Source organism: Mesorhizobium sp. CCNWLY176, from assembly GCF_037153935.1.
GTDB classification, from domain to species: Bacteria; Pseudomonadota; Alphaproteobacteria; order Rhizobiales; family Rhizobiaceae; genus Mesorhizobium_M; species Mesorhizobium_M zhangyense.
This window is the reverse complement of sequence record NZ_JBBBDZ010000015.1, coordinates 42,732-65,803: the sequence shown is the minus strand read 5'-3', so window position 1 is coordinate 65,803 and position 23,072 is coordinate 42,732. Positions and strand designations below refer to the sequence as shown.

Below are 23,072 nucleotides of genomic sequence, written 5' to 3'. Positions count from 1 at the left end.
CGTAACGCGCGGCCACGCCGTCAGGAATTACTCGCGAAACGCGTGCTGCAGCTGTTCGGTGAACGGCTTGGTCAGGTAGGACAGGGCCGTGCGCATTCCGGTCTGGATGAAGGCCTCTACCGGCATGCCGGGCTTCAGCTGAATGCCTTCGAGTTTCTTGACCTCGCCGTCGATCAGCGTGATCTCGATCGGGTAATAGACCTCGCCGGTGGCCTGATCGGTGGTCACGTCGGGTGCGATGGTGGTGACGTCGCCCATCAGTTCCGGCGTGACGCGCTGGCTGAGCGAGGTGAAGCGCAGCCGCACCTCCTGGCCGATATGGATGTTGTCGACGTCGCGCTGCCCGACCCGCGCCCGGACGATAAGCGCGTCGCTTTCCGGGATGATAAGCATCAAAGGCTCGCCTGAGCCGATCACACCGCCGACGGTGTAGACGTTCGACTCGTGTACATAGCCTGAAAGCGGGGCCGTAATGTCGATCCGCCTGAGCTTGGCGACCGCCGCCGTGCGCTGCTCTTCCAGCGTCGCCAGCTTGGCGCGCACCTCGCCGAGCGTGGTCAGCGCCTCGCTGCGCCACTCCTCGTCTTCCTGGATGATGCGAAGCTTGGTTTCGCTGATCGTCCCGCGCAGGCGGCCGATTTCGGCCTGTATCTGGCCCATGTCGCCGTCCAGCATCGCGCCCTGCCGCTCGAGCGCCAGGATACGGCTTTGCTCGACAAGACCCTTGGCGCGCAGGGTTTGCAGCGATTCCAGTTCGCGGCCGAGAATTTCCACCTGCCGCTGCTTGGCGGCGAACTGGGACTCGAGGCCGGAAATCTGTCCGCCGATCTGCTCGACCTGCTCGGCAAGCTGGTTTTTCTTGCCCTCGAGCGCATCCAGCTTCGATGTCAGAAGCTTCTGCTGCCCCTCAAGAATGGTCTGCAGCCGACCGCTGTTCTGGTCCCCTGCTAAGGTCTCGGGCAGGTCCAGTGCCGGTCGCATGTCGCGCTCTGCTTCGAGGCGCGCACGCTCGATCAGGAACTCGTCCCTTTGCGACTCGATGATGGCGAGGTTGGCCTTTGTTTCGGTGTCGTCCAGGCGGATGAGAAGATCGCCGGCTTTGACGTGGTCGCCGTTGCGAACCGCAAGCTTTGCAACGATGCCGCCTTCAAGATGCTGCACTTTCTTGGCGTTGTTCAGAACCGACATCTTGCCGCGCGCAATGACGGCGCCGGCGATATCGGTGGTCGCCGCCCAGCCGCCAACGCCTCCGACGAGGAGAAGGACGACGAGAATGCCGAAGAACTGCGTCATGCGCAGCGATTTTTGCGTCACGCTCATGATACGCGCACCGGACCTACGCTGAATTTGGAGATGTTCTGCGCGGCAGGTTGGGGTTGCGGCTGAGGCTGAGGCTGAGGTTGGGGTGTAGCCACACGGGTCACCTTCTTCAGAACCTCTTCCTTGGGCCCGAACTCGACCTGCGCGCCGTCAGCCATGAAAAGCAGCTGGTCTACCGCATTCACGGCACTCGGCCTGTGAGCGACGACGATGACGGTGGTGCCGTTCTTGCGCAGCGACAATATGGCGTTGTGGAGTGCGGCATCGCCGATGGAATCCAGATTGGAATTCGGCTCGTCGAGAATGATCAGTGCGGGGTCACCATAGACGGCCCTTGCCAGGGCCACGCGCTGCCTCTGCCCGGCCGACAGTTGCACGCCGTCGATGCCGAGCTGGGTATCGTAGCCATTTTCGAAGCTGAGCGACAGTTCGTGAACGCCGGCGAGCTGGGCTGCAGCGATGATCTTGTCCGGGGTCGCATCGGGGTCGAAACGTGAAATATTCTGCGCCAGCGTTCCCGGCAGCAAGGCAGCGTCCTGCGGAAGATATCCGATATGCCTGCCAAGCGTGTCGCGGTCCCACTGATCGAACTTGGCGCCGTCGAGCCGAACGTCGCCCTGGGTATGCGGCCAGATGCCGAGCAGGGCCTTGGTCAGCGTCGTCTTGCCCGAACCGGATGGGCCGATAATGCCCAGGCCGGCACCGGGCTCGAGCGAGAACTGCACGCGCGAAACAAGCGGCTTCTGCTTTCCGGGAGCAAGGCAGGCAAGTCCCGAAACGCTGAGCCGTCCCACCGGCTTGGGCAGGGCCATCGGCGAATTGCCGGCCTGCTTGTCTGCGGTCAGCAGTGCCTTGAGGCGCGCCCAGGACCGCCGCGCGCCGATCATCATGCGCCACTGGCCGATCAGCTGGTCGATCGGCGCCAGCGCGCGCGACATGATGATCGAGCCTGCAACCATCGCGCCGGGCGTGATCAGTTGCTTGATTGCCAGCCACGCGCCGACCGCCAGGATTCCCGACTGAAACAGCAGGCGCAGCGATTTCGACAGCGACGACAGCATCGTGGCGCGGTTGCTTGTCGCGCTGTGCAGCCCCATCGCCTTGGCCTTCTGCACGAGCCAGCTGTCATTCAGTGCTCCGCTCATGCCCAGCACCGTGACGATCTCGGATTGCCGGCGTACTTCCTCGGCAAAGCGATGAGCGTCCTCGGAAGCCGTTGCCGCAGACATCTGCCGCTTGCTGGTCAGGAGTTCGGTCAGTACCGCCAGTATGACGAGAACGATGGCGGCGGCGAGCGCGAAAGTGCCCATCACCGGATGGAAAATATAGATGGCCGCGATGTACACCGGAACCCACGGCACATCGAAGAAGGCCGCCGGCCCCGCGCTGGAAAGGTAGCTGCGCACGGTGTCGAGGTCGCGCAGCGGCTGAGCGCCGGCCTTGTCTGGCGAGCGCCATGTCCGGCGCACGACCGCGAGGAAGGTGGGCGCCTGGAGCACCTCTTCCATTCGCTCGCCTATACGCGAGAAAACGCGCGCCCGCACTGCGTCTATCAGCGCCATGAAGGCGAACAGCGCACAGATCAGGATGGTGAGAGCGACCAGCGTAGGCACGCTTCCGCTTGAAAGCACGCGATCGTAGATCTGCAGCATGAAGAGCGGGCCGCTCAGCATCAGCAGGTTGATGACGCAGCTGAACAATGCGAGCGACAAGGTGGCCTTCCAAAAGGTCCCCTTGGCTTCCTCCATGCCGTCGACTTTTCGCATAGTTCCCCGATGCCCGATGCTTGTCATAAAAGGCGATCCGCTCGCCGAACTCTACCGCTGGTCGCAGTAATACACGATCCGTATGAAATCAAAAGAAGATGCCGCATATCGAAAGTACCTGAGAGAAAGATTACTTCAACTGTCACCTGAAGACATCATTACCAAATAGTGGTAGCCCGGCCGCGGCCGTCGTCCCACCCGCGTTAATTCAGGCGCGGGCGGGCAATTTGTGAGCCGATGATTGGGTCAGAACTCGGCGCTGGCAAACACTTTCAATTGCACGCCCGCTGCCGAACTCGTGGCCGTTGACACGAAATAGACATGCGCGCCGGTGACCCGGCTGAGGCCGCTGATGGAGTAGGAGGACACCGTCGTGGGTACGTTCGAAGAGAATTCGACCTCCTGGACCGTCGTCGTCGGCACCACCCGCTTTGCAACGGTGTAGGGCGCGATTGCCCGGAAGCTGTTGCCGCTGACCACAGCCCCGCTGAAGACCGGGTGAGCGACCTCGAAATAGCGCCTGCACAGCAACTCCTCCAGCGCCGCAGGGCGGGTTTCGAAGGGCGTAGGCCATGGTCCGCGCTCGACCTGCACGTCGGCGAATGTGGTTTCCAAACTCGTTGAAAGGGTGAGCTTCAGGTCGTCGGCCTCTCCGCTGCCGAGCGTGAGGGTGATATGGCGTCGGCCGGCTCCGGATGGAATGGTGCCTGTCTGCGTGCCAAGCGTCACGGTCATGTTCCGGCTGGGTGCATCGACCGAAACCGTGACGACCGAGCCGGGCAGGCCGGATTTCTCGATGGTCTGGCTGATGGCCCCGGTAAGTGAAAATCGCCCGGCCGTAACAGTGACCGAGCAGCCCGTGCCTTCCGCCTTCCAGCGGTCGTAGCCATAGCCGGTGAGCGCGCCGCCGGTAAAACCGCGCTGGTTGATCGTGCCGCGGCCGTTGATTATGGCATTGCGCAATCCGCCCAGCGGGCCCGAGTTCAAGCTGCGCAGGCAAGTGTCGCCTGTCGCATTGTTGACCCGGACGGCTTCCACGAAGTTGCTTCCGTCGGCACTCACCTTGAACAAGAGGTCGTTGTCGCCGATCAGGCCGATTTCGGCGCGGCCGGAAAAGGCCGACTGAAGCATCAGCGTGGCACGTGCGGTGGCATTGGCCTTGTTGATCGTGAGCTGGTGGTCGCCGCCTTCATGGCTGAACAGCGACGCGGCGCTGGCGATCGTAAGCCGGTTCGTCGCGTCGGCCGTGGCGTTGACACCGAGCGAGGAGAAGTTCTCGACGACGCTTTGCCAGGCCCCGCCCTTCCGCACCATCAGCTTCGCCTCGTCGGCCAGCCAGGCGAGCCAGCCGTCCCGTGGAACGTAGAACCGCCAGCCGCCGTCAAGAAAGCAGGCGATCTCCCCGGCATGGCCGGCCCACTCGCCCGTAGCGCCGGATGCCACGATGTGGCGGGCGCCGTCTGCGGGCGAGACTGGAGGCGAAGTGCGGTTCCGGTCCTCGACCGCCAGCTGCACGATGGCGTCGAGCGCGACCAGCGCTTCATTGTGGGTGACATGCTTCTGCGCCTGCGACGGCATAAGCAGCGGAAGATTGAGATTAAGGCTTTCCATGATGGCGGGTCCCGATTGTTGAGACCCGAAGTATCGGCCGTGCGCGAAAGGCGGGGAAAAAGACCGCCGGTTTTTTGTTCCGCCACCGGAACCTGCCGCTTTGCCGAAGTTGGACGACAAAAGGAATTAGTCAATAAAATCAGAGTGAAATGCGGCTGTGGACGAAGTGGGAAGCCTCAATTTCGAGCGACAGCAATGCTTTCGCTCGAAATGTTCTTCCCCCATTCGCCAAGCCAGATGCTTACAATCGGCCGTATCTGTCCTCGAAGCGGACGATGTCGTCTTCCCCCAGATAGGAGCCCGACTGCACCTCGATCAGTTCGAGGTCGATCTTGCCCGGATTTTCCAGAGCGTGGATTTCGCCGAGAGGAATATAGGTCGACTGGTTTTCGGTGAGCAGGATCGTCTCATTGCCCTTGTGAACCTTGGCCGTTCCCCGCACGACGATCCAGTGTTCGGCGCGGTGGTGGTGCATCTGGACCGAGAGCTTGGCGCCGGGCTTCACCGTGATGCGCTTGACCTGGTCGCGCTCGCCGAAATCGATCGAATCGTAGTGGCCCCATGGCCGATAGACCTGGCGATGGTTGAGATGTTCATGGCGGCCATCGGACTTGATCTGCTCGACCACGTCCTTGACCTTCTGGACCTGATCCTTGTGGGCGATCAGCACCGCGTCCTTGGTCTCGACGACGATAAGGTCTTCGACGCCGATCACGGCAACTAGGCGCCCCTCGGCGTGGACAAGGTTGTTCTTGCTGCCGATGGAGATGACGTCACCGCGGAACGCGTTGCCGTCCGCATTCTGCTCCTGCACTTCCCACAGGGCCGACCAGGAGCCGATATCGCTCCAGCGCGCGTCAAGCGGCACCACCACCGCATCCTCGGTCTTCTCCATGACTGCATAGTCGACGGAATCGGCCGGGCATGCCTTGAAGGCTTCCGCATCGACGCGCACGAAGTGCATGTCCGTCTGCGTGTTCGATATCGCGCGGTCGCAGGCCGCGACCATTTCCGGATTATGGCGCTTGAGTTCCTCCAGATACCGGCTGGCACGGAACATGAAGATGCCGCTGTTCCAGTAATACTCGCCCGTCGCCAGATAGCTCTCTGCGGTTTCTCGGTCGGGCTTCTCCTCGAAGCGGCTCACGGCGAAGCCCGCGCCGATTTCGCCACCGCGCTTGATGTAGCCGTAGCCGGTTTCGGGACGGCTGGGCACGATACCGAAAGTCACCAGCTTGCCTTGTTCGGCCAGCGGCACGGCCGCCCGGATGGCTTCCTGAAAGCGTGCGACATCCTGGATGAAGTGGTCGGCGGCGAGCACCAGCAGAAGCGGGTCCTGTCCTTGCTGCGTTGCAAGCAATGCGGCAAGCGCTATGGCAGGCGCGGTGTTTCGGCCCACCGGCTCCAGCAGGATCGTTGCCTGCTCCTTGTCGATCACGCGCATCTGGTCGGCGGCGAGAAAGCGATGTTCTTCGTTGCATATGAGCAGCGGGCTCTCGGCGCCCAGGCCTTCAAGCCGGATCACCGTGTCCTGCAGCAGCGTCCGTTCGCCGGTAAGAGCAAGGAACTGCTTGGGATAGAGGTGACGCGACAGTGGCCAAAGTCTCGAGCCGGAGCCGCCGGCCATGATTACTGGCAAAAACATGAACTGCTATTTCTCCTTGCCGGCAGAAGTCTTGCGGGCTCACTACACTGGACGCATTGGTGATGGCAAATCTGTTTCCCGGCAGGCTGCTTCACCAGCCCGAACCGTGCCCTCGATTGTCGAGATAAAGAGATTTGCCTCTGAGCCACGTGCGAGGCGAGGGGGGGGGTCGAAAAGCCTTGAGAACGCCGCCTAGTGAAGCCATAGGCGCACCGTTAAAGAATTCGGCGCGGGCGCGGGCAATCGTGGAAACCAGTTCAAACGCGTCGATCAGCTCGCGGTCACCGTTTCCGGTCATCTCCTCGCGCAGCACCCGCACCATCTGCAGATTGGCGTCGTGGACATCCTGATAGGACTTCCATGTCGCCCCCATCGTTCTTGATCCGCTGTGCGAATTGTATCGATAGACGGCCGAATTCAGGAATATCCGCTTCTGGGACAGGCCAAACAGCTTCAGCATCATGTCGCGGTCGGCGCCCAGGCCGATATCGCAGCGAAACGGCCCGGCTTCGCGCAGAAGTCCCGCGCGGATGACCCGGCTGTTGATGGTCGGCACGGCAAACAGCAGTGATTCCGTGCTCATCTCATGGCTGTGGTGATCGCTCTTCCAGTTCGATGTGCCGTCAACCGCGATCTCGGCCTCTCCGGTGCCGATGTCGGCAAGGCTTTCCTGCGTCTTGCGCCAAAGCTCGGCCATGCCGCCAAGAAGAAGATCGTCGGAATTGAGCCAGACGAGATATTCGCCCCGCGCGCTGGCGATCGCCTTGTTCAGGCCCTCATAGAGCGAGCGGTCCGGGCCCTCTATCAAGGTGACCGGTGCATTGCGCAGAAATTCCAGGGTTCCGTCGGTGGAGCCGCCGTCGGCCACGATGATCTCGACATTTCCTACGGGAATGGCCGAGGTCACCGACTCGATCGCATCGCGAATGTGCGGCATGCCATTCAGGCAAGGCATGACAATGCTGAGGATCGAAGCCTCCATCGAGGGTTCCGAGTTCCGCCTACAACAGGCGGAAAGTGAAAGGGCGTGACCGCAGGCCCGGGGGCAAGGCAGCGATCACATTTTGGTCGGCCAGGTAATGCAAAGTCATGCGGCCGACAAAGCCAGTAGCCATGATTACCGGTTGCATCAAGCCTGCTTCCTTTCTAACACGGCTGGCCGGCCGCATTTGGCCGATATGCTGATAGTCGGGGAGACGACGTGAAATCACCTTTCAAGGCTTATGACGTTCGCGGACAGATTCCCGATGAGATCAACGCCCCCTTCGCCTATCGTTTCGGGCAGGCAGTCGCCAGCCTGCGCAGCCCGTCCGCCGTGGTCGTCGGCCACGACATGCGCCAGGACAGTCCGGCATTTGCCACCGCACTCGCCCAGGGCCTGCTCGATAGCGGCGTGAACGTTCTGCCGGTGGGGCAATGCGGTACGGAAGAGGTTTATTTTCACACCGAGCATTCGGGCGCGGATGCCGGCATCATGGTCACGGCGAGCCACAATCCGGAAAACTACAACGGCTTCAAGATGGTGCTGGAAGGCGCGACCGCTGCAACGCGGGAAAATGCGCTGAATGCCATCGAAAAGCTCGTCCTGTCGAACACGGCCATTCCCGCTGTTTCGGACTACGGCTCTCGTGGAGCGCTGAAGCCTCTGCTCAATCGCGAACCCTACATCCAGAGGCTGCTGCAGCAGGTCAAAGGCGTGAAGCTGAAGCCGATGAAGATCGTCTGCCATGCCGGCAACGGGTGCGCCGGTCCGATCATCGATCTCCTGGAAAAGCATCTGCCGTTCGAGTTCATCAAGATCGACCACGAGCCCGATCCGACGCTGCCCAACGGCATTCCAAACCCGCTGCTGCCGGAAAAGCGCACGCGCGCCAGCCAGGCGGTCATCGACCACGGTGCCGATCTCGGCATCGCCTGGGACGGCGATTTCGACCGCTGCTTCCTCTACGATCACAACGGCCGCTTCATCGAGGGCTATTATCTGGTCGGGCTGATCGCCCAGACCATGCTGCGCTCGGCACCCGGCTCGACGATCCTTTATGATCCGCGCCTGACATGGAACACCATCGATGTGGTGACGGCGGCGGGTGGCGTCGCCAAGACGTGCCCGACGGGCCACGCTTTCTTCAAGCACATGATGCGCCAGGAAAACGCCGTCTATGGCGGCGAGATGAGCGCGCACCACTATTTCCGCGATTTCGCCTATTGCGATTCCGGCATGCTGGCCTGGCTGGCGATCGTCATCGAACTGTCGACCAGCGGCGCCACTCTTGCCGAACTGGTCGAGCAGCGCATCGCCGCCTTCCCCTGTTCGGGCGAGATCAACTTCACCGTGGCCGACGCGAAACTGTCGCAGGAGAAGATCGCCGAGCGCTTCCTGCCTCAGAACCCGCTGGTCGAATCCATCGACGGCCTGAGCATGGCATTTGACGACTGGCGCTTCAATCTGAGGGCGTCCAACACCGAGCCGCTGCTGCGGCTCAATGTCGAGACCCGCGCTGACACCGCCCTTTTGGCAAAGAAGGTGTCAGAGCTTTCGGATCTGATCCGGGCGGGCTGATATCGCTGGCGAGCGGCGGCTCAGGCGACGTTGAGCCGCGCTTCGCCCTTCTCGACATGCTCGCGGAACCACGCATAAGCGTCTTCCAGGCCGGTTTTGAGATCGTATTTCGGCCGCCAGCCCGTTTCGAACAGGCGCGAAACGTCCATCAGCTTGCGCGGCGTGCCATCCGGCTTGGTCGGATCGTTGCGGATTTCGCCTTCGAAGCCGACGACGGAAGCAACCAGCTTGGCAAGCTCGAGAATGGCGATGTCCTCGCCCGAGCCGACATTCACGTGACCGTCGCCCGAATAGGATTTGAGCAGGGAGACCATGGCATCGGCTGCGTCGTCGACATGGAGGAATTCGCGCTTCGGTGTTCCGGAGCCCCAGATCGTCAGCTGCTTTTCGCCAGCAAGCTTCGCTTCATGCGCCTTGCGCATCAGAGCCGGGATGACGTGGCTTTTTTCCAGGTCGAAATTGTCGCCGGGGCCGTAAAGATTCGTCGGCATCGCTGAGATGTAATCGACGCCATGCTGGCGGCGATAGGCCTGGCACAGCTTGAGTCCGGCGATCTTGGCGATGGCGTACCATTCGTTGGTGGGCTCGAGCGGGCCGGTCAGCAGCGCGTCTTCCGGGATCGGCTGCGGCGCGAATTTCGGGTAGATGCAGGAGGAGCCGAGAAAGATCAGTTTGCCGACCTCGCTGCGGAAAGAGGCCTCGATGACATTCGTTTCGATGACCAGGTTTTCGTAGAGGAAATCGGCGGGATAGGTGTCGTTGGCGAGAATGCCGCCGACCTTGGCAGCGGCCAGAACAACGGCATCGGGCTTGCGTTCGGCGATCCAGCGCTGCACGCCCGACTGGTCCCGAAGATCGAGTTCCGAGCGGCTTGCCGTGAGAATCTCGCAATCCTCGTCCTTCAGCCTGCGCACGATTGCCGATCCGACCATGCCGCGATGGCCGGCGACGAAGACGCGCTTGTTTTTCAGGGAGTAAAGATCGGTCATGGTCAATCCTATCATGTCGGGTGTCCGTCGCATCGGAAACCCTGTTCCGTCTCTCGCCGGCTTTAAACTTTCTCCCTATCCCATCCCGGGGAAAGTTGAAGTGAAAAACGCGGGCATTCAATCAGTGTGCGGGCGAGCCAAAGCAGGGCTTTGCCGCGCGAACCGGCAAAAAAATGCGCCGCCGCAGTTTCCAGGCTCATATAGCTTCGCAAGCGCGACATCAAAGGCCTGTCGAGTCCTTTTTCGGCCCATTTGCGGCAGAGGGTATCTGCTGCCTGTTCTATGCCGTGCGGATTTTGCTGGCGCTTGCGCTCGATATTCGCGCCGATAACGGGAAGAACCTGCAGGGAAAACCCCTTCAGCGCGAGCGCCAGAAACCAGTCGCAGTCCTCGAACCGCCGCAAAGTTTCGTCCTGTCCCCCGGCTGCTTCAACGGCCCGCTTGCCGTTCATGATGATGCAGGAGCCTGGCGAGAACCAGCAGCCGGCGGCAAAATCCAGCGGGTCATGCGATGGTCTTGGCCGCCTTATGCCCAGCGACTTGCCGTCTTCATCGCAATCGATCCAGCCACAGCCATAGATTACTTTGTCGTTGGGTTGCCGTTGCTGGTCTTCCTGCACGAGCGCCCAGCGGCGGCCGAGCGTGCCGGGCAGAAGGGCGTCATCGCTGTCGAGAAAGGTTATCCATTCGGTAGTGCTGGCGCTCATGCCGGTGTTGCGCGCACCCGCCGCACCCTTGTTCTTGTCATGCCGAATGAGGCGCAGCCGCAATCGGCGCGTGAATTCCGGCCGTATGAGCATCGGTGTTTCGGAGGCGTCATCGACCACGATGACTTCGGCCGGCAAAACGTCTTGTGCGGCCACGCTTCGCAGCGCGCGGTCGAGCGCGTCCTGGCGGTCATGCACCGGGATGATCAATGTCATCGATATTTCAGCTTTTCCGGTCATGAAATGCGGTCGGTTCGGATGCACTTGGCTTTTAGGATAATTCATACCTCTAAAGTGTGTCGGCGCTGTCTGCGAGTGTGAACGGGCCTGTTCTGGCAAAAACCGGAAAAATCGCTAAAACGCAGATCGGCAAATCTGTCGATGACAATGGAAAGGATATTGCATGGCGGTGATGGTGACGGGCGGGGCCGGTTATATCGGCAGCCACATGGTCTGGAAACTGCTGGACCAGGGCGAAGAGGTCGTCGTCGTCGATCGCCTGAGCACCGGCTTCGATTGGGCCGTGCCTGCGGAAGCCGAGCTGGTTGTCGGCGACATTGCCGACCAGGCGCTGATCGAAGCGACGATGAAGCGCAGGAAGGTCGATGCCGTCATCCATTTCGCCGGCTCGATCATCGTGCCGGAATCGGTTTCCGATCCGCTCGGCTATTATTTCAACAACACGGCAAAGTCGCGCGACCTGATCGAGAGCGCCGTGCGCTCGGGCGTCAAGAACTTCATCTTTTCGTCGACAGCCGCCGTCTATGGCAGCCCGGAGCGAATTCCGGTTGCCGAGAATGAGGCGGCTGCACCTGAGTCGCCTTACGGCACGTCCAAGCTGATGACGGAGCTGATGCTGCGCGACGCCGCTGCAGCGCACGATCTGGACTACACGATCCTGCGCTATTTCAACGTATCCGGGGCTGACCCCAAGATGCGCACCGGCCAGTCGACCAAAGGTGCTACCCATCTGATCAAGGTCGCTTCCGAAGCCGCGACAGGCAAGCGCGACTATATGGAAGTCTACGGCACCGACTATCCGACGCCGGACGGCACCTGCGTGCGCGATTACATCCATGTCAGCGATCTGGCGAACGCGCATTACCTGGCGCTCAAGCGCCTGCGCGACGGCGGCAAAAGCATCACCGCCAATTGCGGCTACGGCCAAGGTTATTCGGTTCACGAGGTCATTGATGCGGTCAAGCGCGTCGTCGGCCATGACTTTGAAGTGCGCACCCGCGAACGCCGTCCGGGCGATGCGGTTGCGATCGTCGCCAATGCCGATCTGGCGAAATCGGAATTCCAGTGGAAGCCGGAATACGACAATCTCGAAACCATCGTCTCCCACGCGATCCAGTGGGAAGAGATGCTGAAAAAGCGCAATACCTAAACGCGGTCGGGCCCCGGCCCGGTCAACAAGTCGAGGAAGTGGCCTACGACCGCTTCCTCGCTGAAACCACCCGACAGGAAGCGCTGATATCCGGCAGCACCTTGCGTGCGCAGCAGTTCGGGATTTTGCAGATAGGCGTCGACGGCGTTGCTGATGTTCTTGGCAAGCGCTTCCGGTTCCGACGCCGGAACAAGCGTGCCCGAAACGCCGTCCTCGACGATTTCCTTGCAACCTTCGAGATCGGTCGCCAGACAGGCAACGCCACTGGCGGCGGCTTCGATGAGGATGCGCGGGATGCCTTCGCCATAGCGTGTCGGCAGGCAGACGAGATCGACGTCGCGCAGCAATGCGGGCATGTCCGTCACTTCGCCGAGGAAGGATATGGCCGGCTCCTTCCGCAGTTCTTCCGGGGAATAGCCGTCGGGATCGTTGGGCTCGATCATGCCGGCGACGATGAATTCGATATCCGGGCGGTTCGCGTATTGCTTGGCCGCATCGATGAAGGCGTCGAGGCCTTTTGCCTTCAAAAGCCGCGAAGCAAACAGCACCTTGATGCCGGGGGCGGCTTTCCCGGTGGCCGGATAAAATATGTCCGGATTGACGCCGGCGCCGTTGATGACGGTGGAATTGTCGTTGCGGATCAGCCCGTCCGACACCCACAGGTCGCGGTCGTGCGAGGTCTCGAAGGTGAAATAGACGCCTTGCCGATCCGACAGGAAACGTATTGCCCGGCGCACGGCGGCGCGGGCCACAGACGCTGCGCCGCTCGCGGTCGCACCCGGCGACATCAACCGTCCGAGGCCCGGAATGGTGACGAGTATGCGGCGCGGGCCGCGTCCGACGAGGCGAGCCAGAATGGCGGCAAACCCTGAAAAGACGGCAGGCTTGAGCGTTATCAGATGCACGGCGTCGGGGCGTATGGCTGCAATCAGCCGTGCAGAGCGCGCGACGATTGCCAGGTCGCCAAGCGGGCGAAACGAGAAACGTTCGATCGGCATATGGACGAAGGTCCAGCCTTCCGGCTTGCGCAAGGGCTCTTCCTGGCCGCCGGTGATGACGGTGACTTCCGCGCCCGTCCGCACGAGCTTCTCGACCACAGCGAGCCGGTGGCGCAGGAAGTATTCCTGGTCGTTGCAGATGACGACGACTTTCGTCATGCCTTGGCGGTCATTCTTGCGGGTGTCCCATGCATGGCGTGCCGAAGGAATCCAAATGCTTTCCGCAGCATAGGTCGAAATGGCTCATGGCTCGCTGCACTAGCATGAGCCCCAAGCCTGCGCTAGACCGGCATCCATATCGCAAACCAAGGCCGCAACTTGATGCCCGGATCGATTGAGGAAACGTCGCCAGCGCCGCGACCGAACGTCGGCGTGACCGGCGCGTCGGGCTTTGTCGGCGGGGCGCTGGTCAGCCAAATCGCCGAAACCGGACATTCCTGCACGGCAGCGTACCGTGGATCGGTACCCTCGGGCCTGCCGCCGCAAGTCCGTCCTGTCACGGCAGGCGATCTCTCCGGGCAGACCGACTGGTCGTCCTTCCTGCGGGGTCTCGACGTCGTCATCCACGCGGCGGCACGGGTTCATATCTTGAACGATCGCACCGGCAATCCGCTCACTGAGTACCGGCGCGTCAATGTCGAAGGCACGCTGGCGCTGGCCCGGCAGGCCGCCGCGGCAGGCGTCAAACGCTTCGTTTTCCTGAGCACCATCAAGGTCAATGGCGAAGAAACCGCTCCCGGACAGGCCTTCCGGGCATCCGACAGGCCCCACCCTTCCGACCCCTATGCGATCTCCAAATTGGAGGCCGAAACCGGGCTTGTCGAGATGGGTGCGCAACGAGGAATGGAAGTCGTGATCATCCGCCCACCGCTGGTCTATGGCCCGGGCGTGAAAGCGAATTTCCTGAGCATGATGCGATGGGTCGATCGCGGCGTGCCTTTGCCGCTTGGCGCGGTGAACAACCGCCGCACGCTGGTGGCGCTGCCCAACCTCGTCGACCTTGTCCTGCTGTGCGCGCAACATAGGGATGCAGCCGGAAAGGTGATCCTCGCTGGAGACGGCGAAGACCTTTCGACTTCCGACCTTCTGCGTCGTCTCTATGCAATCATGGGCCGGTCAAGCCGTCTGATCTCAGTACCGCCGGACCTGCTTTCTGCTCTGGCGGGTCTCCTCGGCAAGGGGGAAATAGCTCGCCGGCTGTGCGGCTCGCTTCGCATGGATGTGGAGGAGACGCGACGGCTGCTCGACTGGACGCCGCCTGTCGGCGTTGACGAAGGACTGCGTCAGACCGTCGAATACTATCGGCGGGAACAAAGGCTTTAAGAATCTGCGAACAAAGATGTTCGATCATCTCTCCTGTGCCTTGTCGGTAAACAATCTGGACTTCCAGCGCTGCCAGCATTACGACGGCAATCGAGGGTAACCGGGACAAGATGATTTGATATTCTTCGTCGTGCTTTGCGGAGTAGCGGCATGGGCTGCTACGGCTTTCGTGAGGCGTCACTCAGTCCAACTTCGCCTTGTACAGGTGCCGAACGAACGATCCTCGCATGTTCGTCCCACGCCGACCGGAGGTGGCGTCGGTATCGCCCTGACCGCGTCCATCTTCGGCGTTTGGGTGGCATGGCAATCCGGCTCTCCGCTCTGGATCATTCTGCTGCTTTCGCTGGCATTCGCCATGCTTGGCCTGCTCGACGACATTGTCAGCCTGCGTTCGGCCTTGCGGTTTCCGATCCAGATGCTGCTGATCTGCATTCTGATTGGGGCGATGCCCGCGCTTCCGGCGATTGAAATCTTCGGGTTGACGATTTCAGGCTGGCCGCTGTTGGCCGTCATAGCCTTTGTCGGCCTGTGGTGGATCAACCTCTTCAATTTCATGGACGGCATCGATGGATTGGCGGGCCTGCAGGGAATTGTCATGCTGCTGGCTGCCGCCATTCTGTGCTCGCCACATTTGACCGGCATTCCGGCCGGCCCGGTGTGGTGGTGGTTTCTGGCGGTGGCGGCTGCAACAGCCGGCTTTCTGGGCATGAACTTTCCACCGGCCCGCATCTTCATGGGCGATGCCGGCAGCAACTATCTCGCCTTCATGATTTTCGCGCTGGCCCTGCTGTCGATCTCGGCGGGCTGGCTTTCCTATCAGGCATGGGCAGTGCTTGCGGCGGTTTTCGTCTGCGATGCCACGGTCACGCTTCTGAGGCGTATCCTCAATCGGGAGCGTTGGTGGGCCGGCCATCGTCAGCATGCCTATCAGCATCTGGCGCGTCGGCTTGCATCGCATCGCTCGGCAACGCTGATTTACACGGGCGTGAATCTGCTGTTTGTGGTGCCGCTGGCCTTCGCGGCAAACAGCCGGCCACAGGAGGCCTGGCTGCTGGTGGTGGTCGCCTATCTGATTTTGGTGATTTCGGCGGTTTTTGCCGGAGCGGGGCGTTCTGAAGATGGTAAGTAGAATGCGCACGACCATCAGCAGCCTGCCGCGCCGGGCCAAGCGCGGCATCCTGATCGCCTTCGATATCGTCGTGCTCCTGATCGTGCTTTGGGCGAGCTATTCCCTGAGGCTCAACCGCCTGTTCGTGCCGACCAACGAGCAGATGATGATCATGCTGGCGGCACCGGTTCTGGCCGTGCCGATATTCATCCGTATCGGGCTCTACCGGGCAGTCATTCGCTATCTGCCCGAGCGAGCGATATGGACTGTTCTGCAGGCGATGTCGCTGGCGGCGCTGGCCTGGGTCTTTGCCGTGTTTCTGACCGAGATGGCCGGCAGCGATGCTGTCCCGCGCTCGGTGCCGCTGATTTACTGGATACTCGGCACCTTTGCGATCGGCGGAAGCCGTTTTGCGGCGAAGCGGCTGCTTTTGACCCCGACGGGGAATGCCCCGCAATATGGGCAGGTGCTGATATATGGCGCCGGCAATGCAGGCTCTCAATTGGCCACCAGCCTGCTCAGCCAGGGCACCCTGACGATCGGCGGATTTCTTGATGACAACGCTGCGCTGAGGGGGCGGGACGTCGCCGGCATCCGGGTTTTCTCGCCGTCTCAAATCCCGGCACTGATCGAGAATTACGGGATCAAGGAGGTGGTTCTGTCCATGCCGTCCATCAGCGTGGCGCGGCGGCAGGCCATCGTCGCGAAGCTCAGCCGCTACCCACTTCGCATCCGCACCCTTCCGCCGATCACCGATCTCGTCGCGGGCAAGTATCTGGTCAACCAGATCCGCGAGATCGATATCGACGAGCTTCTGGGCCGTTCATCGGTGCCCGCCGATGCCGGCCTGCTTCGCAATATGATCGAGGGAAAAAACATCCTCGTTACCGGTGCGGGCGGATCGATAGGATCGGAACTTTGCCGCCTGATCGTGCGCTGGGCGCCTGCCAAGCTGGTTCTCTACGAAGCAAACGAGTTCGCACTCTATCGCATCGATCAGGAACTTACCCGAAAGGCTTCCTGCCCGATCGTGCCGGTACTTGCCTCCGTTACGGACGGAGTGAGCGTCGGGCGCGCGATCAGGAACAACGATGTCGAAGTCATCTTCCACGCAGCGGCGCACAAGCACGTGCCGCTGGTCGAGGCCAATGCGATCGAAGGCATCAGAAACAATGTTTTCGGCACCATGACCGTGGCGCAGGGTGCGGTCGACAATGGCGTGAAGAATTTCGTGCTGATTTCCACCGACAAGGCCGTGCGCCCGACCAATGTCATGGGCGCGACCAAGCGCTGGGCCGAACTGATCCTGCGGGAACAGTCGTTGGGCGTTCACGAGCGAGGCGAGGGCACCCGCTTTTGTGCGGTGCGCTTCGGCAATGTGCTTGGTTCCAACGGCTCGGTGGTGCCGGTTTTCAAGGAACAGATCGCGGCAGGCGGCCCGGTCACGGTGACCGACACGCGCATGACGCGCTATTTCATGTCCATCTACGAGGCAGCCGAATTGATCGTGCAGGCGGCGGCGCTGTCGGAAGGCGGCGACGTGTTCCTGCTCGAGATGGGAACGCCGGTGCGCATTCAGGAACTGGCGGAGAACATGATCAGGCTCGCCGGCTTTTCGGTGCGGGACCAGCACCACCCGGAAGGCGACATCGAGATCGTCATTACGGGCGCGCGGCCCGGAGAAAAAATGTTCGAGGAACTCTTCTACGATGAAGCGACGGCCCTGCCGACCCTTCATCCGAAAATCATGCGGGCCAAGCGCTCCAGCATGGAAGATCGCGACGTGCCTGCCGCCTTGCAGAAACTCAAGGTGGCTGTCGACGCCAATGACGAGGCCGCGGCCCGCGCCATCCTGTTCGATTTCATCAAGCCGTGAGGGGCTGTGCCGTGAAGGAAAGCTGGAGCGGGTAGAGGGAATCGAACCCTCGCGTTCAGCTTGGGAAGCTGACAAGCTACCATTACATCATACCCGCGTATGGTTTCGATATCACGGTGGAGCGCCAATCGGCAATCGCTAAACGAGCCTTCCCAGGCATTCGCCTTGAACGCCGCGCAACAAGTGCGTATTTCGGCGGAACGGCAACGCGAAAGCGAATCGCAGGAGAACCACAGTGTCCGGACTTACGCGCTTTCTTGGAGACAGCCCGCTGCGGGTTTTTCTCAAGCTCCTCGTGGTTTCGTTCCTGGTCGGCATCGTCATGAGCTTCTTCGGCTGGTCGCCTTATGACGTGTTCTACCAGATACGCGATTCCATCCTGCAGCTGTGGAACATGGGTTTTAGGGCGATAGACCGCTTTGTCGGCTATTTCATCCTGGGTGCGGCGATCGTCATTCCAGCCTTTCTTCTGTTGCGGCTGTTCAGCTACCGCAAGTGATATCAGGCGAAGCCTGAGGCAACTTCGAACAGTATGGCGTGGCGGGTAGCCAGAGCCGGCACGTCCTTGGAATAACCGCCGCCGATAACCCCGCAGACCGGGATGCCGCGTTCGCGAAAATGCTCGATCACCGTCAGGTCGCGCTGGCGCAGGCCGGCATCGGTCAGCGAAAGCCGCCCAAGGCGGTCATCTGCATGCGGGTCGACACCGGCATTGTAGAAGACGAGATCCCAGTTCGCCTTCCCGGAAAGCGTCGGCAGCACGTCGCACAGCGTTTCGAGATAGACGGCGTCGCCCGTGCCGTCCGGCAGCGCGACATCCAGATCGGAGGCGATCTTCTCGTTCGGATAGTTGCGCTCACCATGCATTGAAAAGGTGAAGACACGTGGCTCCGGCCGCAGAATGTCGGCGGTGCCGTCGCCTTGATGCACATCGAGATCGACGACGAGGATGTTGGCGGCCAGACCTTCCGAAAGGAGCACCAGAGACGCGACCGCCACGTCGTTGAAGGTGCAGAAGCCGGCGCCCTGGGCGCGCCGCGCGTGATGGCTGCCGCCGGCGGTGTTGCAGGCGATGCCATGCTCCAGCGCCAGCCGCGCCGCCAGAACCGTGCCGCCGGCCGCAAGCTGGGCGCGGCGCGACACGCGCTCGCCGATGGGAAAGCCGATATCGCGCTCGATCTGCGCGGGTACGGCGCAGGCGATTACCTGATCCACGTAGGCTGCGTCATGCGCCAGCTTGAGCCACGCGGCAGGCGCGGGATCGGTGAGATGTAGATTGCCGTCCGACACGAGACCCCGCCTCATCAACTCCTCCATGAGCAGCGGGTACTTGCTCATGGGAAACCGATGGGTCGAGGGGAACCCGGCGTCGTAGTCGGGATGGTGGACGATCTGGAGCGGCATCGTCGTTTCTTGCAGCGTCGGCCGTTGGAAGGGAAGCGGTAATATCGCTCCTGCGTCAAAAGTCTCCTGACATCAGCCGCTTGCGCCGATGATGCGGAATGGTTCAGATCGCGTTCAACGCCAGCATCAGGCCAGCATCGAAAGACCCCGGAATGGATCAGACCTCATCGGCGGCCAGCCCCAGGGCTTTCGACGTCAACAACCGCCTTGTGCTGACGATCGCCATTCCGATGATGCTTGCCTATCTGACCACGCCGCTGCTGGGTCTTGTCGATACGGCGGTTGTCGGCCAGTTCGGCGATGCCGCCTTGCTCGGCGGGCTGGCTGCCGGCGCGATCATTTTCGATGTCGTGTTCACCACCTTCAATTTCCTGCGCTCGGGCACGACCGGGCTGGTCGCGCAGGCTTTCGGACGCGATGACTCGCTGGAAGAACGGGCAGTCTTCTGGCGGGCTGCGGCCATCGCCGTGGTTGCCGGCTTCGTGCTGATCCTGCTTGCGCCGCTTATCGCTACCGCAGGTGAATGGTTCATGGGAGCCGAGCCGCGCGTCACGCAGGCGATGGACACCTACATACGCATACGCCTGCTGTCGGCCCCGGCGTCGCTGCTGAACTATGCCATCCTTGGCTACTTCCTCGGGCGCGGCGAGGCGAGCCGTGGCCTGATGCTTCAGCTTCTGCTGAACGGTGTGAACATCGTGCTTTCGATCTGGTTCGGCCTTCATCTCGGCTGGGGCGTCGAAGGCGTTGCCTGGGGCACGGTCTGCGGCGAGGTCGTCGCAACGCTGGTTGGCCTGGCGGTCATTCTCCGCCGCTTCCATCCGATGCCGGACATGCCGTGGCAGCGCACCTTCAGCAGCATTGCCATGCGGCGCATGCTGGCGCTCAACGGCGACATCATGATCCGTTCCTTCGTGCTGATGGGCGCGTTTACGCTGTTCACGAGGCAGGGCGCGCAACTCGGCACGCTGACACTCGCCGCCAATGCAGTGCTCATGCACTTCTTCCTCGTGGCGGGCTATTTTCTCGACGGCTTCGCGACCGCCGCCGAGCAACTGGCGGGCCGGGCGGTCGGCGCGCGCTACCTGCCGGCTTTCCAGCGAGCTGTCAGGCTGACATTGATATGGGGCTTCGCCATGGCGGGCGCCGTCACCATCGTCGTGCTTCTGTTCGGAGACCAGCTGGTTGCCGTCGTCACCACGGCGGCTGACGTGCGCGCAGAGGCTTCGGCCTACCTGCCGTGGGCGGCACTGACGGCGGTGAGCGGCGTTCTGGCATTCCAGATGGATGGCGTCTTCATCGGCGCGACCTGGTCGCGCGACATGCGCAACATGATGCTGCTGTCCTTTGCGGCCTTCATCGCAGCGCTCCTGCTGCTTGGCCACTATTTCGGCAATCACGGCTTGTGGGCCGCGCTCCACGTCTTTCTCATCACGCGCGGATTGAGCCTGTTTGCGGCAATGCCGCGATGCGTGCGCGCGACTTTCGTCTGACGCATGTCGCGCAAAACTGTGCAGCGGTTTTGCGACGACGACATGCGCAAAACCATTGCCTGATCAGTCGAGCGGTCGGCCCGCCCACTGCGCCAGCCGCGTGTCACGAAGATCGCGGAAGTTGGCGATGCCTTCGGACGCTGCGAAGCGCGCCATACCCCTGACGATCTTTCCGGGCAGCGACGGCCCGGCATAGATCATGCTGGTATAAAGCTGCACCAGATCGGCGCCGGCGCGGATTTTCTCCAGCGCGATCTCGGTCGAATCGACGCCGCCGACGCCGATGATCGCCGCATGGGGTCCGAGCAGCCTGCGCATCTTGGCCAGAACGATCGTCGAGCGTTCGAACAGCGGCTTTCCCGAAAGGCCGCCGGTCTCGCCGGTGTGGGCGCTGCTGGCGAGGCGAGGGCGGGTGATCGTCGTGTTGGAAACGATGATGCCTTCGACTGCCTTTTCCGTCACTTCGGCGGCGATGTCTTCCAGATCGGCCTCATGCAGGTCCGGCGCGATTTTCAGGAACAGCGGTGTCTTGCGAGGCTGGTTCCGGGTGACCGCATCGCGCGCGGCGACGACGCGGCTGAGCAGTTCGGCCAGGCTTTCGCGGGCCTGCATGTTGCGCAGGCCGGGCGTGTTGGGCGAGGAGATGTTCACTGTGAGATAGGAGGCATAGCGCGCAAAGCGCTTCACGCCGAGCTCGTAGTCGGCGATGCGGTCGGCGCTGTCCTTGTTGGCGCCGATATTGACGCCGACGACGCCCGACCGCCCGGCGCGCGCAACGAGACGGCGCTCGCAAGCTTCATGGCCTTCATTGTTGAAGCCGAGCCGGTTGATGACCGCGTCGTCGCGGGTCAGGCGGAAAATGCGCGGCTTGGGATTGCCGGTCTGCGCCAGCGGCGTGACGGTGCCGACCTCGGCGAAGCCAAAGCCGAGACCGAGAAGCGCATCCGGCACCTCGGCATTCTTGTCATAGCCGGCGGCCATGCCGAGCGGATTGGGAAAATCGATGCCGCAGAGGCTGACGTGAAGACGCTTGTCCAAGACAGGCGGGCCCTGAACCGGAAACCCGCATTTCAGCGCCTTGATGGAAAGGCCGTGCGCGGTTTCAGGGTCCAGTGTGAAGAGAAGATTGCGGCCAAGCGTATCGAAAAGGCTCATGCGGACCCCAAGGGCGGGAATTGGTGGACGCCGTCGGCGCCGAGCGGTAGCGGTTTCACCCACAGCACGCTTGCCAGGTCGAGCGGAGCGTAGAGATGCGGAAACAATGCGCCGCCGCGCGACACTTCATATTTCAGCGCAGGGCCGAGCTTGGCGTCGTCGATGGCGATGAGCAGCAGGTCGGTTTGCCCCGAAAAATGCTTGGCTGCGGTCTCCACGGATTGCTCGGCGGTCGAGAAATGGATGAAGCCGTCGGCGAGATCGATCGGCGCGCCGGTAAAGACGCCTGTTTTTTCGGCCTCGCGCCACAGCGCTTCAGGACATATCTTGTAAATGGTTTGTTGCATGCGCGCCCTATAGTCCGAAAGCGCGGAACGGGAAAGACGGGCAAGCCGTTTACTCCCCATTTCCGGCGTAAACGAAATGTAGTTTGCCGGGATCGATCTGGACCGCTTGCGAATGGAGGAAATTATGAATCTTAAAGCCATCGTCGCCTCGGCGGTTTTCGTCTCGTTCACCGGCGTTGCGGCACACGCAGCCGATACCGAACGCTACCGGCTGGAGAAATCCGAAAGCGGCTATGTCCGCATGGACACGCAGACCGGCGAGATGTCGATCTGCGAGGAACGCGCGGGACAACTGGTCTGCAAGCTCGCCGCCGATGAGCGCAAGGCCTATCAGGATCAGGCCGATCGCTTGCAGTCGGAGCTGAAGGCGCTGGAGGAGCGGGTTGCCGCGATCGAAAAATCGCCGCTGATCAATCCGAAATCCGTGCTGCCCACGGACGAGGAATTCGAAAAGACCATGGGCTACATGGAACGCTTCATGCGGCGTTTCATGGGCATCGCCAAGGATCTGGATCAGGACAACAAGACGCCCGGCGTCGAGCCCTCCGATCCCAACAAGACCTGATGCCGCCTGACGATATCATACGCGGAATTTGAAATGCGAGCGCCGCCAGCGTCAAAACAGGCGGTTGCCGCTTGAAATGCCTGTTCATCCCCGCATAATTGGGTTGCTTGATCTCGTGCCTTACAACAACAATAAGCGAGATTTCGGGAGGGACATTTGCCGTCAGGCTACAAGTTCGTCATCGCGGACGATCATCCGCTGTTTCGCGGCGCGCTCAAACAGGCGCTGTCGGGGGTAGCCGACGTCGCCACAATCCTCGAGGCCGGCGATTTCGAAGCGACCAAGGCCATCGTTGCCGCCAATGAGGACATCGATCTCCTTCTGCTCGACCTGTCGATGCCGGGTGCCAGCGGCCTTTCCGGGTTGATCTCGCTGCGCGGTATTCACGCCGCCGTGCCCATGGTCGTGGTTTCGGCGCATGATGATCCTGAAACCATCCGGCGCGCGCTGGAACTCGGCGCTTCGGGCTTCATCTCGAAATCGGCGAGCATGGACGATATCCGCAAGGCGGTTCAGACGGTGCTTTCGGGCGATATCAGCGCGCCGGTCGGCATCGATCTCGGCGTCGAGCGCGACCCGGAGATTTCCGACCTCATCAAGCGCCTGCAATCGCTGACGCCGCAGCAGACGCGGGTGCTCGGCATGCTGGCGGAGGGGCTGCTCAACAAGCAGATCGCCTATGAGCTGTCGGTGTCAGAGGCAACCATCAAGGCGCATGTCTCGGCGGTGCTGCAGAAGCTCGGCGTCGACAGCCGCACGCAGGCGGTGATCCTGCTATCGAAGATCGGCAGCGACCCGCTTTCGGCAAACTAAGC

General features: G+C 61.7%; 20 protein-coding genes and 1 tRNA gene. 9 read left to right on the top strand and 12 right to left on the bottom strand.

What is annotated here, in order from left to right; genetic code table 11:
• Positions 1–27 precede the first annotated feature (27 nt).
• From WBQ96_RS22060 to WBQ96_RS22040, 5 genes are all read right to left on the bottom strand, one after another.
• Positions 28–1,320, bottom strand: a complete 1,293-nt coding sequence (locus WBQ96_RS22060) for an HlyD family type I secretion periplasmic adaptor subunit (RefSeq protein ID WP_336554346.1) — start codon at positions 1,318–1,320, stop codon at positions 28–30.
• Entirely contained in the window at positions 1,317–3,086 is a 1,770-nt protein-coding gene (locus tag WBQ96_RS22055) for a type I secretion system permease/ATPase (protein WP_336554348.1), read from the bottom strand. Before WBQ96_RS22055 ends, WBQ96_RS22060 begins: the two co-directional genes overlap by 4 nt.
• A 246-nt stretch (positions 3,087–3,332) precedes the next feature.
• Positions 3,333–4,697 carry a DUF2793 domain-containing protein gene (locus tag WBQ96_RS22050; RefSeq protein WP_336554350.1) on the bottom strand — a complete coding sequence of 455 codons (1,365 nt, stop codon included), beginning with the start codon at positions 4,695–4,697 and terminating at the stop codon, positions 3,333–3,335.
• A gap of 241 nt (positions 4,698–4,938) precedes the next feature.
• On the bottom strand, positions 4,939–6,342 hold the full coding sequence (locus WBQ96_RS22045) for a mannose-1-phosphate guanylyltransferase/mannose-6-phosphate isomerase (RefSeq protein WP_336554352.1): 1,404 nt from the start codon (positions 6,340–6,342) through the stop codon (positions 4,939–4,941).
• Between the two features lie 91 nt (positions 6,343–6,433).
• Entirely contained in the window at positions 6,434–7,324 is an 891-nt protein-coding gene (locus WBQ96_RS22040; RefSeq protein ID WP_336554354.1) for a glycosyltransferase, read from the bottom strand.
• Positions 7,325–7,543: 219 nt separating this feature from the next.
• Between WBQ96_RS22040 and WBQ96_RS22035 the strand changes: the two genes are divergently transcribed.
• Complete coding sequence (locus tag WBQ96_RS22035) at positions 7,544–8,902, top strand: phosphomannomutase (RefSeq protein ID WP_336554356.1); 1,359 nt, start codon at positions 7,544–7,546, stop codon at positions 8,900–8,902.
• 20 nt (positions 8,903–8,922) lie between these two features.
• On the opposite strand, the gene fcl is transcribed toward WBQ96_RS22035, so the two are convergent.
• Together fcl and WBQ96_RS22025 are read right to left on the bottom strand one after the other, a co-directional pair.
• Positions 8,923–9,906, bottom strand: coding sequence for a GDP-L-fucose synthase (fcl, locus tag WBQ96_RS22030; RefSeq protein WP_337035925.1), 984 nt, complete (start codon positions 9,904–9,906; stop codon positions 8,923–8,925).
• Positions 9,907–9,953: 47 nt separating this feature from the next.
• A complete protein-coding gene (locus WBQ96_RS22025; protein ID WP_336554361.1) occupies positions 9,954–10,814 on the bottom strand; it encodes a glycosyltransferase family 2 protein in 861 nt (286 codons plus the stop codon).
• A gap of 187 nt (positions 10,815–11,001) precedes the next feature.
• On the opposite strand from WBQ96_RS22025, the gene galE reads away from it, so the two are divergent.
• Positions 11,002–11,988 carry a UDP-glucose 4-epimerase GalE gene (galE, locus tag WBQ96_RS22020; RefSeq protein ID WP_336554362.1) on the top strand — a complete coding sequence of 329 codons (987 nt, stop codon included), beginning with the start codon at positions 11,002–11,004 and terminating at the stop codon, positions 11,986–11,988.
• Here the strand turns inward: galE and WBQ96_RS22015 are convergent.
• Positions 11,985–13,145: a glycosyltransferase family 4 protein gene (locus WBQ96_RS22015; RefSeq protein WP_336554364.1), complete on the bottom strand. Its 1,161-nt coding sequence runs from the start codon at positions 13,143–13,145 to the stop codon at positions 11,985–11,987. The genes galE and WBQ96_RS22015 overlap by 4 nt on opposite strands.
• A gap of 162 nt (positions 13,146–13,307) precedes the next feature.
• On the opposite strand from WBQ96_RS22015, the gene WBQ96_RS22010 reads away from it, so the two are divergent.
• From WBQ96_RS22010 to WBQ96_RS22000, 3 genes are all read left to right on the top strand, one after another.
• A complete protein-coding gene (locus WBQ96_RS22010) occupies positions 13,308–14,309 on the top strand; it encodes an NAD-dependent epimerase/dehydratase family protein (RefSeq protein ID WP_165114655.1) in 1,002 nt (333 codons plus the stop codon).
• A 205-nt stretch (positions 14,310–14,514) separates the two neighbouring features.
• Entirely contained in the window at positions 14,515–15,438 is a 924-nt protein-coding gene (locus WBQ96_RS22005) for an MraY family glycosyltransferase (RefSeq protein WP_205826527.1), read from the top strand.
• A gap of 1 nt (position 15,439) precedes the next feature.
• A complete protein-coding gene (locus WBQ96_RS22000; protein ID WP_246245637.1) occupies positions 15,440–17,293 on the top strand; it encodes a polysaccharide biosynthesis protein in 1,854 nt (617 codons plus the stop codon).
• A 23-nt stretch (positions 17,294–17,316) separates the two neighbouring features.
• Here WBQ96_RS22000 and WBQ96_RS21995 read toward each other — a convergent pair.
• Positions 17,317–17,390: transfer RNA gene (locus WBQ96_RS21995), tRNA-Gly, on the bottom strand.
• Between the two features lie 138 nt (positions 17,391–17,528).
• Between WBQ96_RS21995 and WBQ96_RS21990 the strand changes: the two genes are divergently transcribed.
• On the top strand, positions 17,529–17,792 hold the full coding sequence (locus WBQ96_RS21990) for a DUF6460 domain-containing protein (protein WP_165114663.1): 264 nt from the start codon (positions 17,529–17,531) through the stop codon (positions 17,790–17,792).
• 2 nt (positions 17,793–17,794) lie between these two features.
• Here WBQ96_RS21990 and WBQ96_RS21985 read toward each other — a convergent pair whose 3' ends face one another.
• Complete coding sequence (locus tag WBQ96_RS21985) at positions 17,795–18,697, bottom strand: histone deacetylase family protein (RefSeq protein WP_336554369.1); 903 nt, start codon at positions 18,695–18,697, stop codon at positions 17,795–17,797.
• A gap of 152 nt (positions 18,698–18,849) precedes the next feature.
• Between WBQ96_RS21985 and WBQ96_RS21980 the strand changes: the two genes are divergently transcribed.
• Positions 18,850–20,190: an MATE family efflux transporter gene (locus WBQ96_RS21980; RefSeq protein ID WP_336554371.1), complete on the top strand. Its 1,341-nt coding sequence runs from the start codon at positions 18,850–18,852 to the stop codon at positions 20,188–20,190.
• Between the two features lie 63 nt (positions 20,191–20,253).
• Here the strand turns inward: WBQ96_RS21980 and WBQ96_RS21975 are convergent, their stop codons facing one another.
• Both WBQ96_RS21975 and WBQ96_RS21970 read right to left on the bottom strand, forming a co-directional pair.
• Entirely contained in the window at positions 20,254–21,345 is a 1,092-nt protein-coding gene (locus WBQ96_RS21975; protein WP_336554373.1) for a quinone-dependent dihydroorotate dehydrogenase, read from the bottom strand.
• A complete protein-coding gene (locus WBQ96_RS21970) occupies positions 21,342–21,692 on the bottom strand; it encodes a DUF952 domain-containing protein (RefSeq protein WP_336554375.1) in 351 nt (116 codons plus the stop codon). The genes WBQ96_RS21975 and WBQ96_RS21970 overlap by 4 nt, the downstream gene beginning before the upstream one ends.
• Positions 21,693–21,816: 124 nt before the next feature.
• On the opposite strand from WBQ96_RS21970, the gene WBQ96_RS21965 reads away from it, so the two are divergent.
• On the top strand, positions 21,817–22,257 hold the full coding sequence (locus WBQ96_RS21965) for a hypothetical protein (RefSeq protein ID WP_336554377.1): 441 nt from the start codon (positions 21,817–21,819) through the stop codon (positions 22,255–22,257).
• A 156-nt stretch (positions 22,258–22,413) separates the two neighbouring features.
• Positions 22,414–23,070, top strand: a complete 657-nt coding sequence (locus WBQ96_RS21960) for a response regulator transcription factor (RefSeq protein WP_091914124.1) — start codon at positions 22,414–22,416, stop codon at positions 23,068–23,070.
• Positions 23,071–23,072: the final 2 nt, after the last annotated feature.

Excerpts from the sequence above, each read along its gene's own strand:
- WBQ96_RS22025 (WP_336554361.1), bottom strand. The coding sequence starts at position 10,814 with ATGACATTGATCATCCCGGTGCATGACCGCCAGGACGCGCTCGACCGC.
- WBQ96_RS22045 (WP_336554352.1), bottom strand. The coding sequence starts at position 6,342 with ATGTTTTTGCCAGTAATCATGGCCGGCGGCTCCGGCTCGAGACTTTGG.
- WBQ96_RS21970 (WP_336554375.1), bottom strand. The coding sequence starts at position 21,692 with ATGCAACAAACCATTTACAAGATATGTCCTGAAGCGCTGTGGCGCGAG.
- WBQ96_RS21975 (WP_336554373.1), bottom strand. The coding sequence starts at position 21,345 with ATGAGCCTTTTCGATACGCTTGGCCGCAATCTTCTCTTCACACTGGAC.
- WBQ96_RS22010 (WP_165114655.1), top strand. The coding sequence starts at position 13,308 with ATGCCCGGATCGATTGAGGAAACGTCGCCAGCGCCGCGACCGAACGTC.
- WBQ96_RS22050 (WP_336554350.1), bottom strand. The coding sequence starts at position 4,697 with ATGGAAAGCCTTAATCTCAATCTTCCGCTGCTTATGCCGTCGCAGGCG.
- fcl (WP_337035925.1), bottom strand. The coding sequence starts at position 9,906 with ATGATAGGATTGACCATGACCGATCTTTACTCCCTGAAAAACAAGCGC.
- WBQ96_RS22055 (WP_336554348.1), bottom strand. The coding sequence starts at position 3,086 with ATGCGAAAAGTCGACGGCATGGAGGAAGCCAAGGGGACCTTTTGGAAG.
- WBQ96_RS21985 (WP_336554369.1), bottom strand. The coding sequence starts at position 18,697 with ATGCCGCTCCAGATCGTCCACCATCCCGACTACGACGCCGGGTTCCCC.
- galE (WP_336554362.1), top strand. The coding sequence starts at position 11,002 with ATGGCGGTGATGGTGACGGGCGGGGCCGGTTATATCGGCAGCCACATG.
- WBQ96_RS21980 (WP_336554371.1), top strand. The coding sequence starts at position 18,850 with ATGGATCAGACCTCATCGGCGGCCAGCCCCAGGGCTTTCGACGTCAAC.
- WBQ96_RS22060 (WP_336554346.1), bottom strand. The coding sequence starts at position 1,320 with ATGAGCGTGACGCAAAAATCGCTGCGCATGACGCAGTTCTTCGGCATT.
- WBQ96_RS21965 (WP_336554377.1), top strand. The coding sequence starts at position 21,817 with ATGAATCTTAAAGCCATCGTCGCCTCGGCGGTTTTCGTCTCGTTCACC.
- WBQ96_RS22040 (WP_336554354.1), bottom strand. The coding sequence starts at position 7,324 with ATGGAGGCTTCGATCCTCAGCATTGTCATGCCTTGCCTGAATGGCATG.
- WBQ96_RS22015 (WP_336554364.1), bottom strand. The coding sequence starts at position 13,145 with ATGACGAAAGTCGTCGTCATCTGCAACGACCAGGAATACTTCCTGCGC.
- WBQ96_RS22000 (WP_246245637.1), top strand. The coding sequence starts at position 15,440 with ATGCGCACGACCATCAGCAGCCTGCCGCGCCGGGCCAAGCGCGGCATC.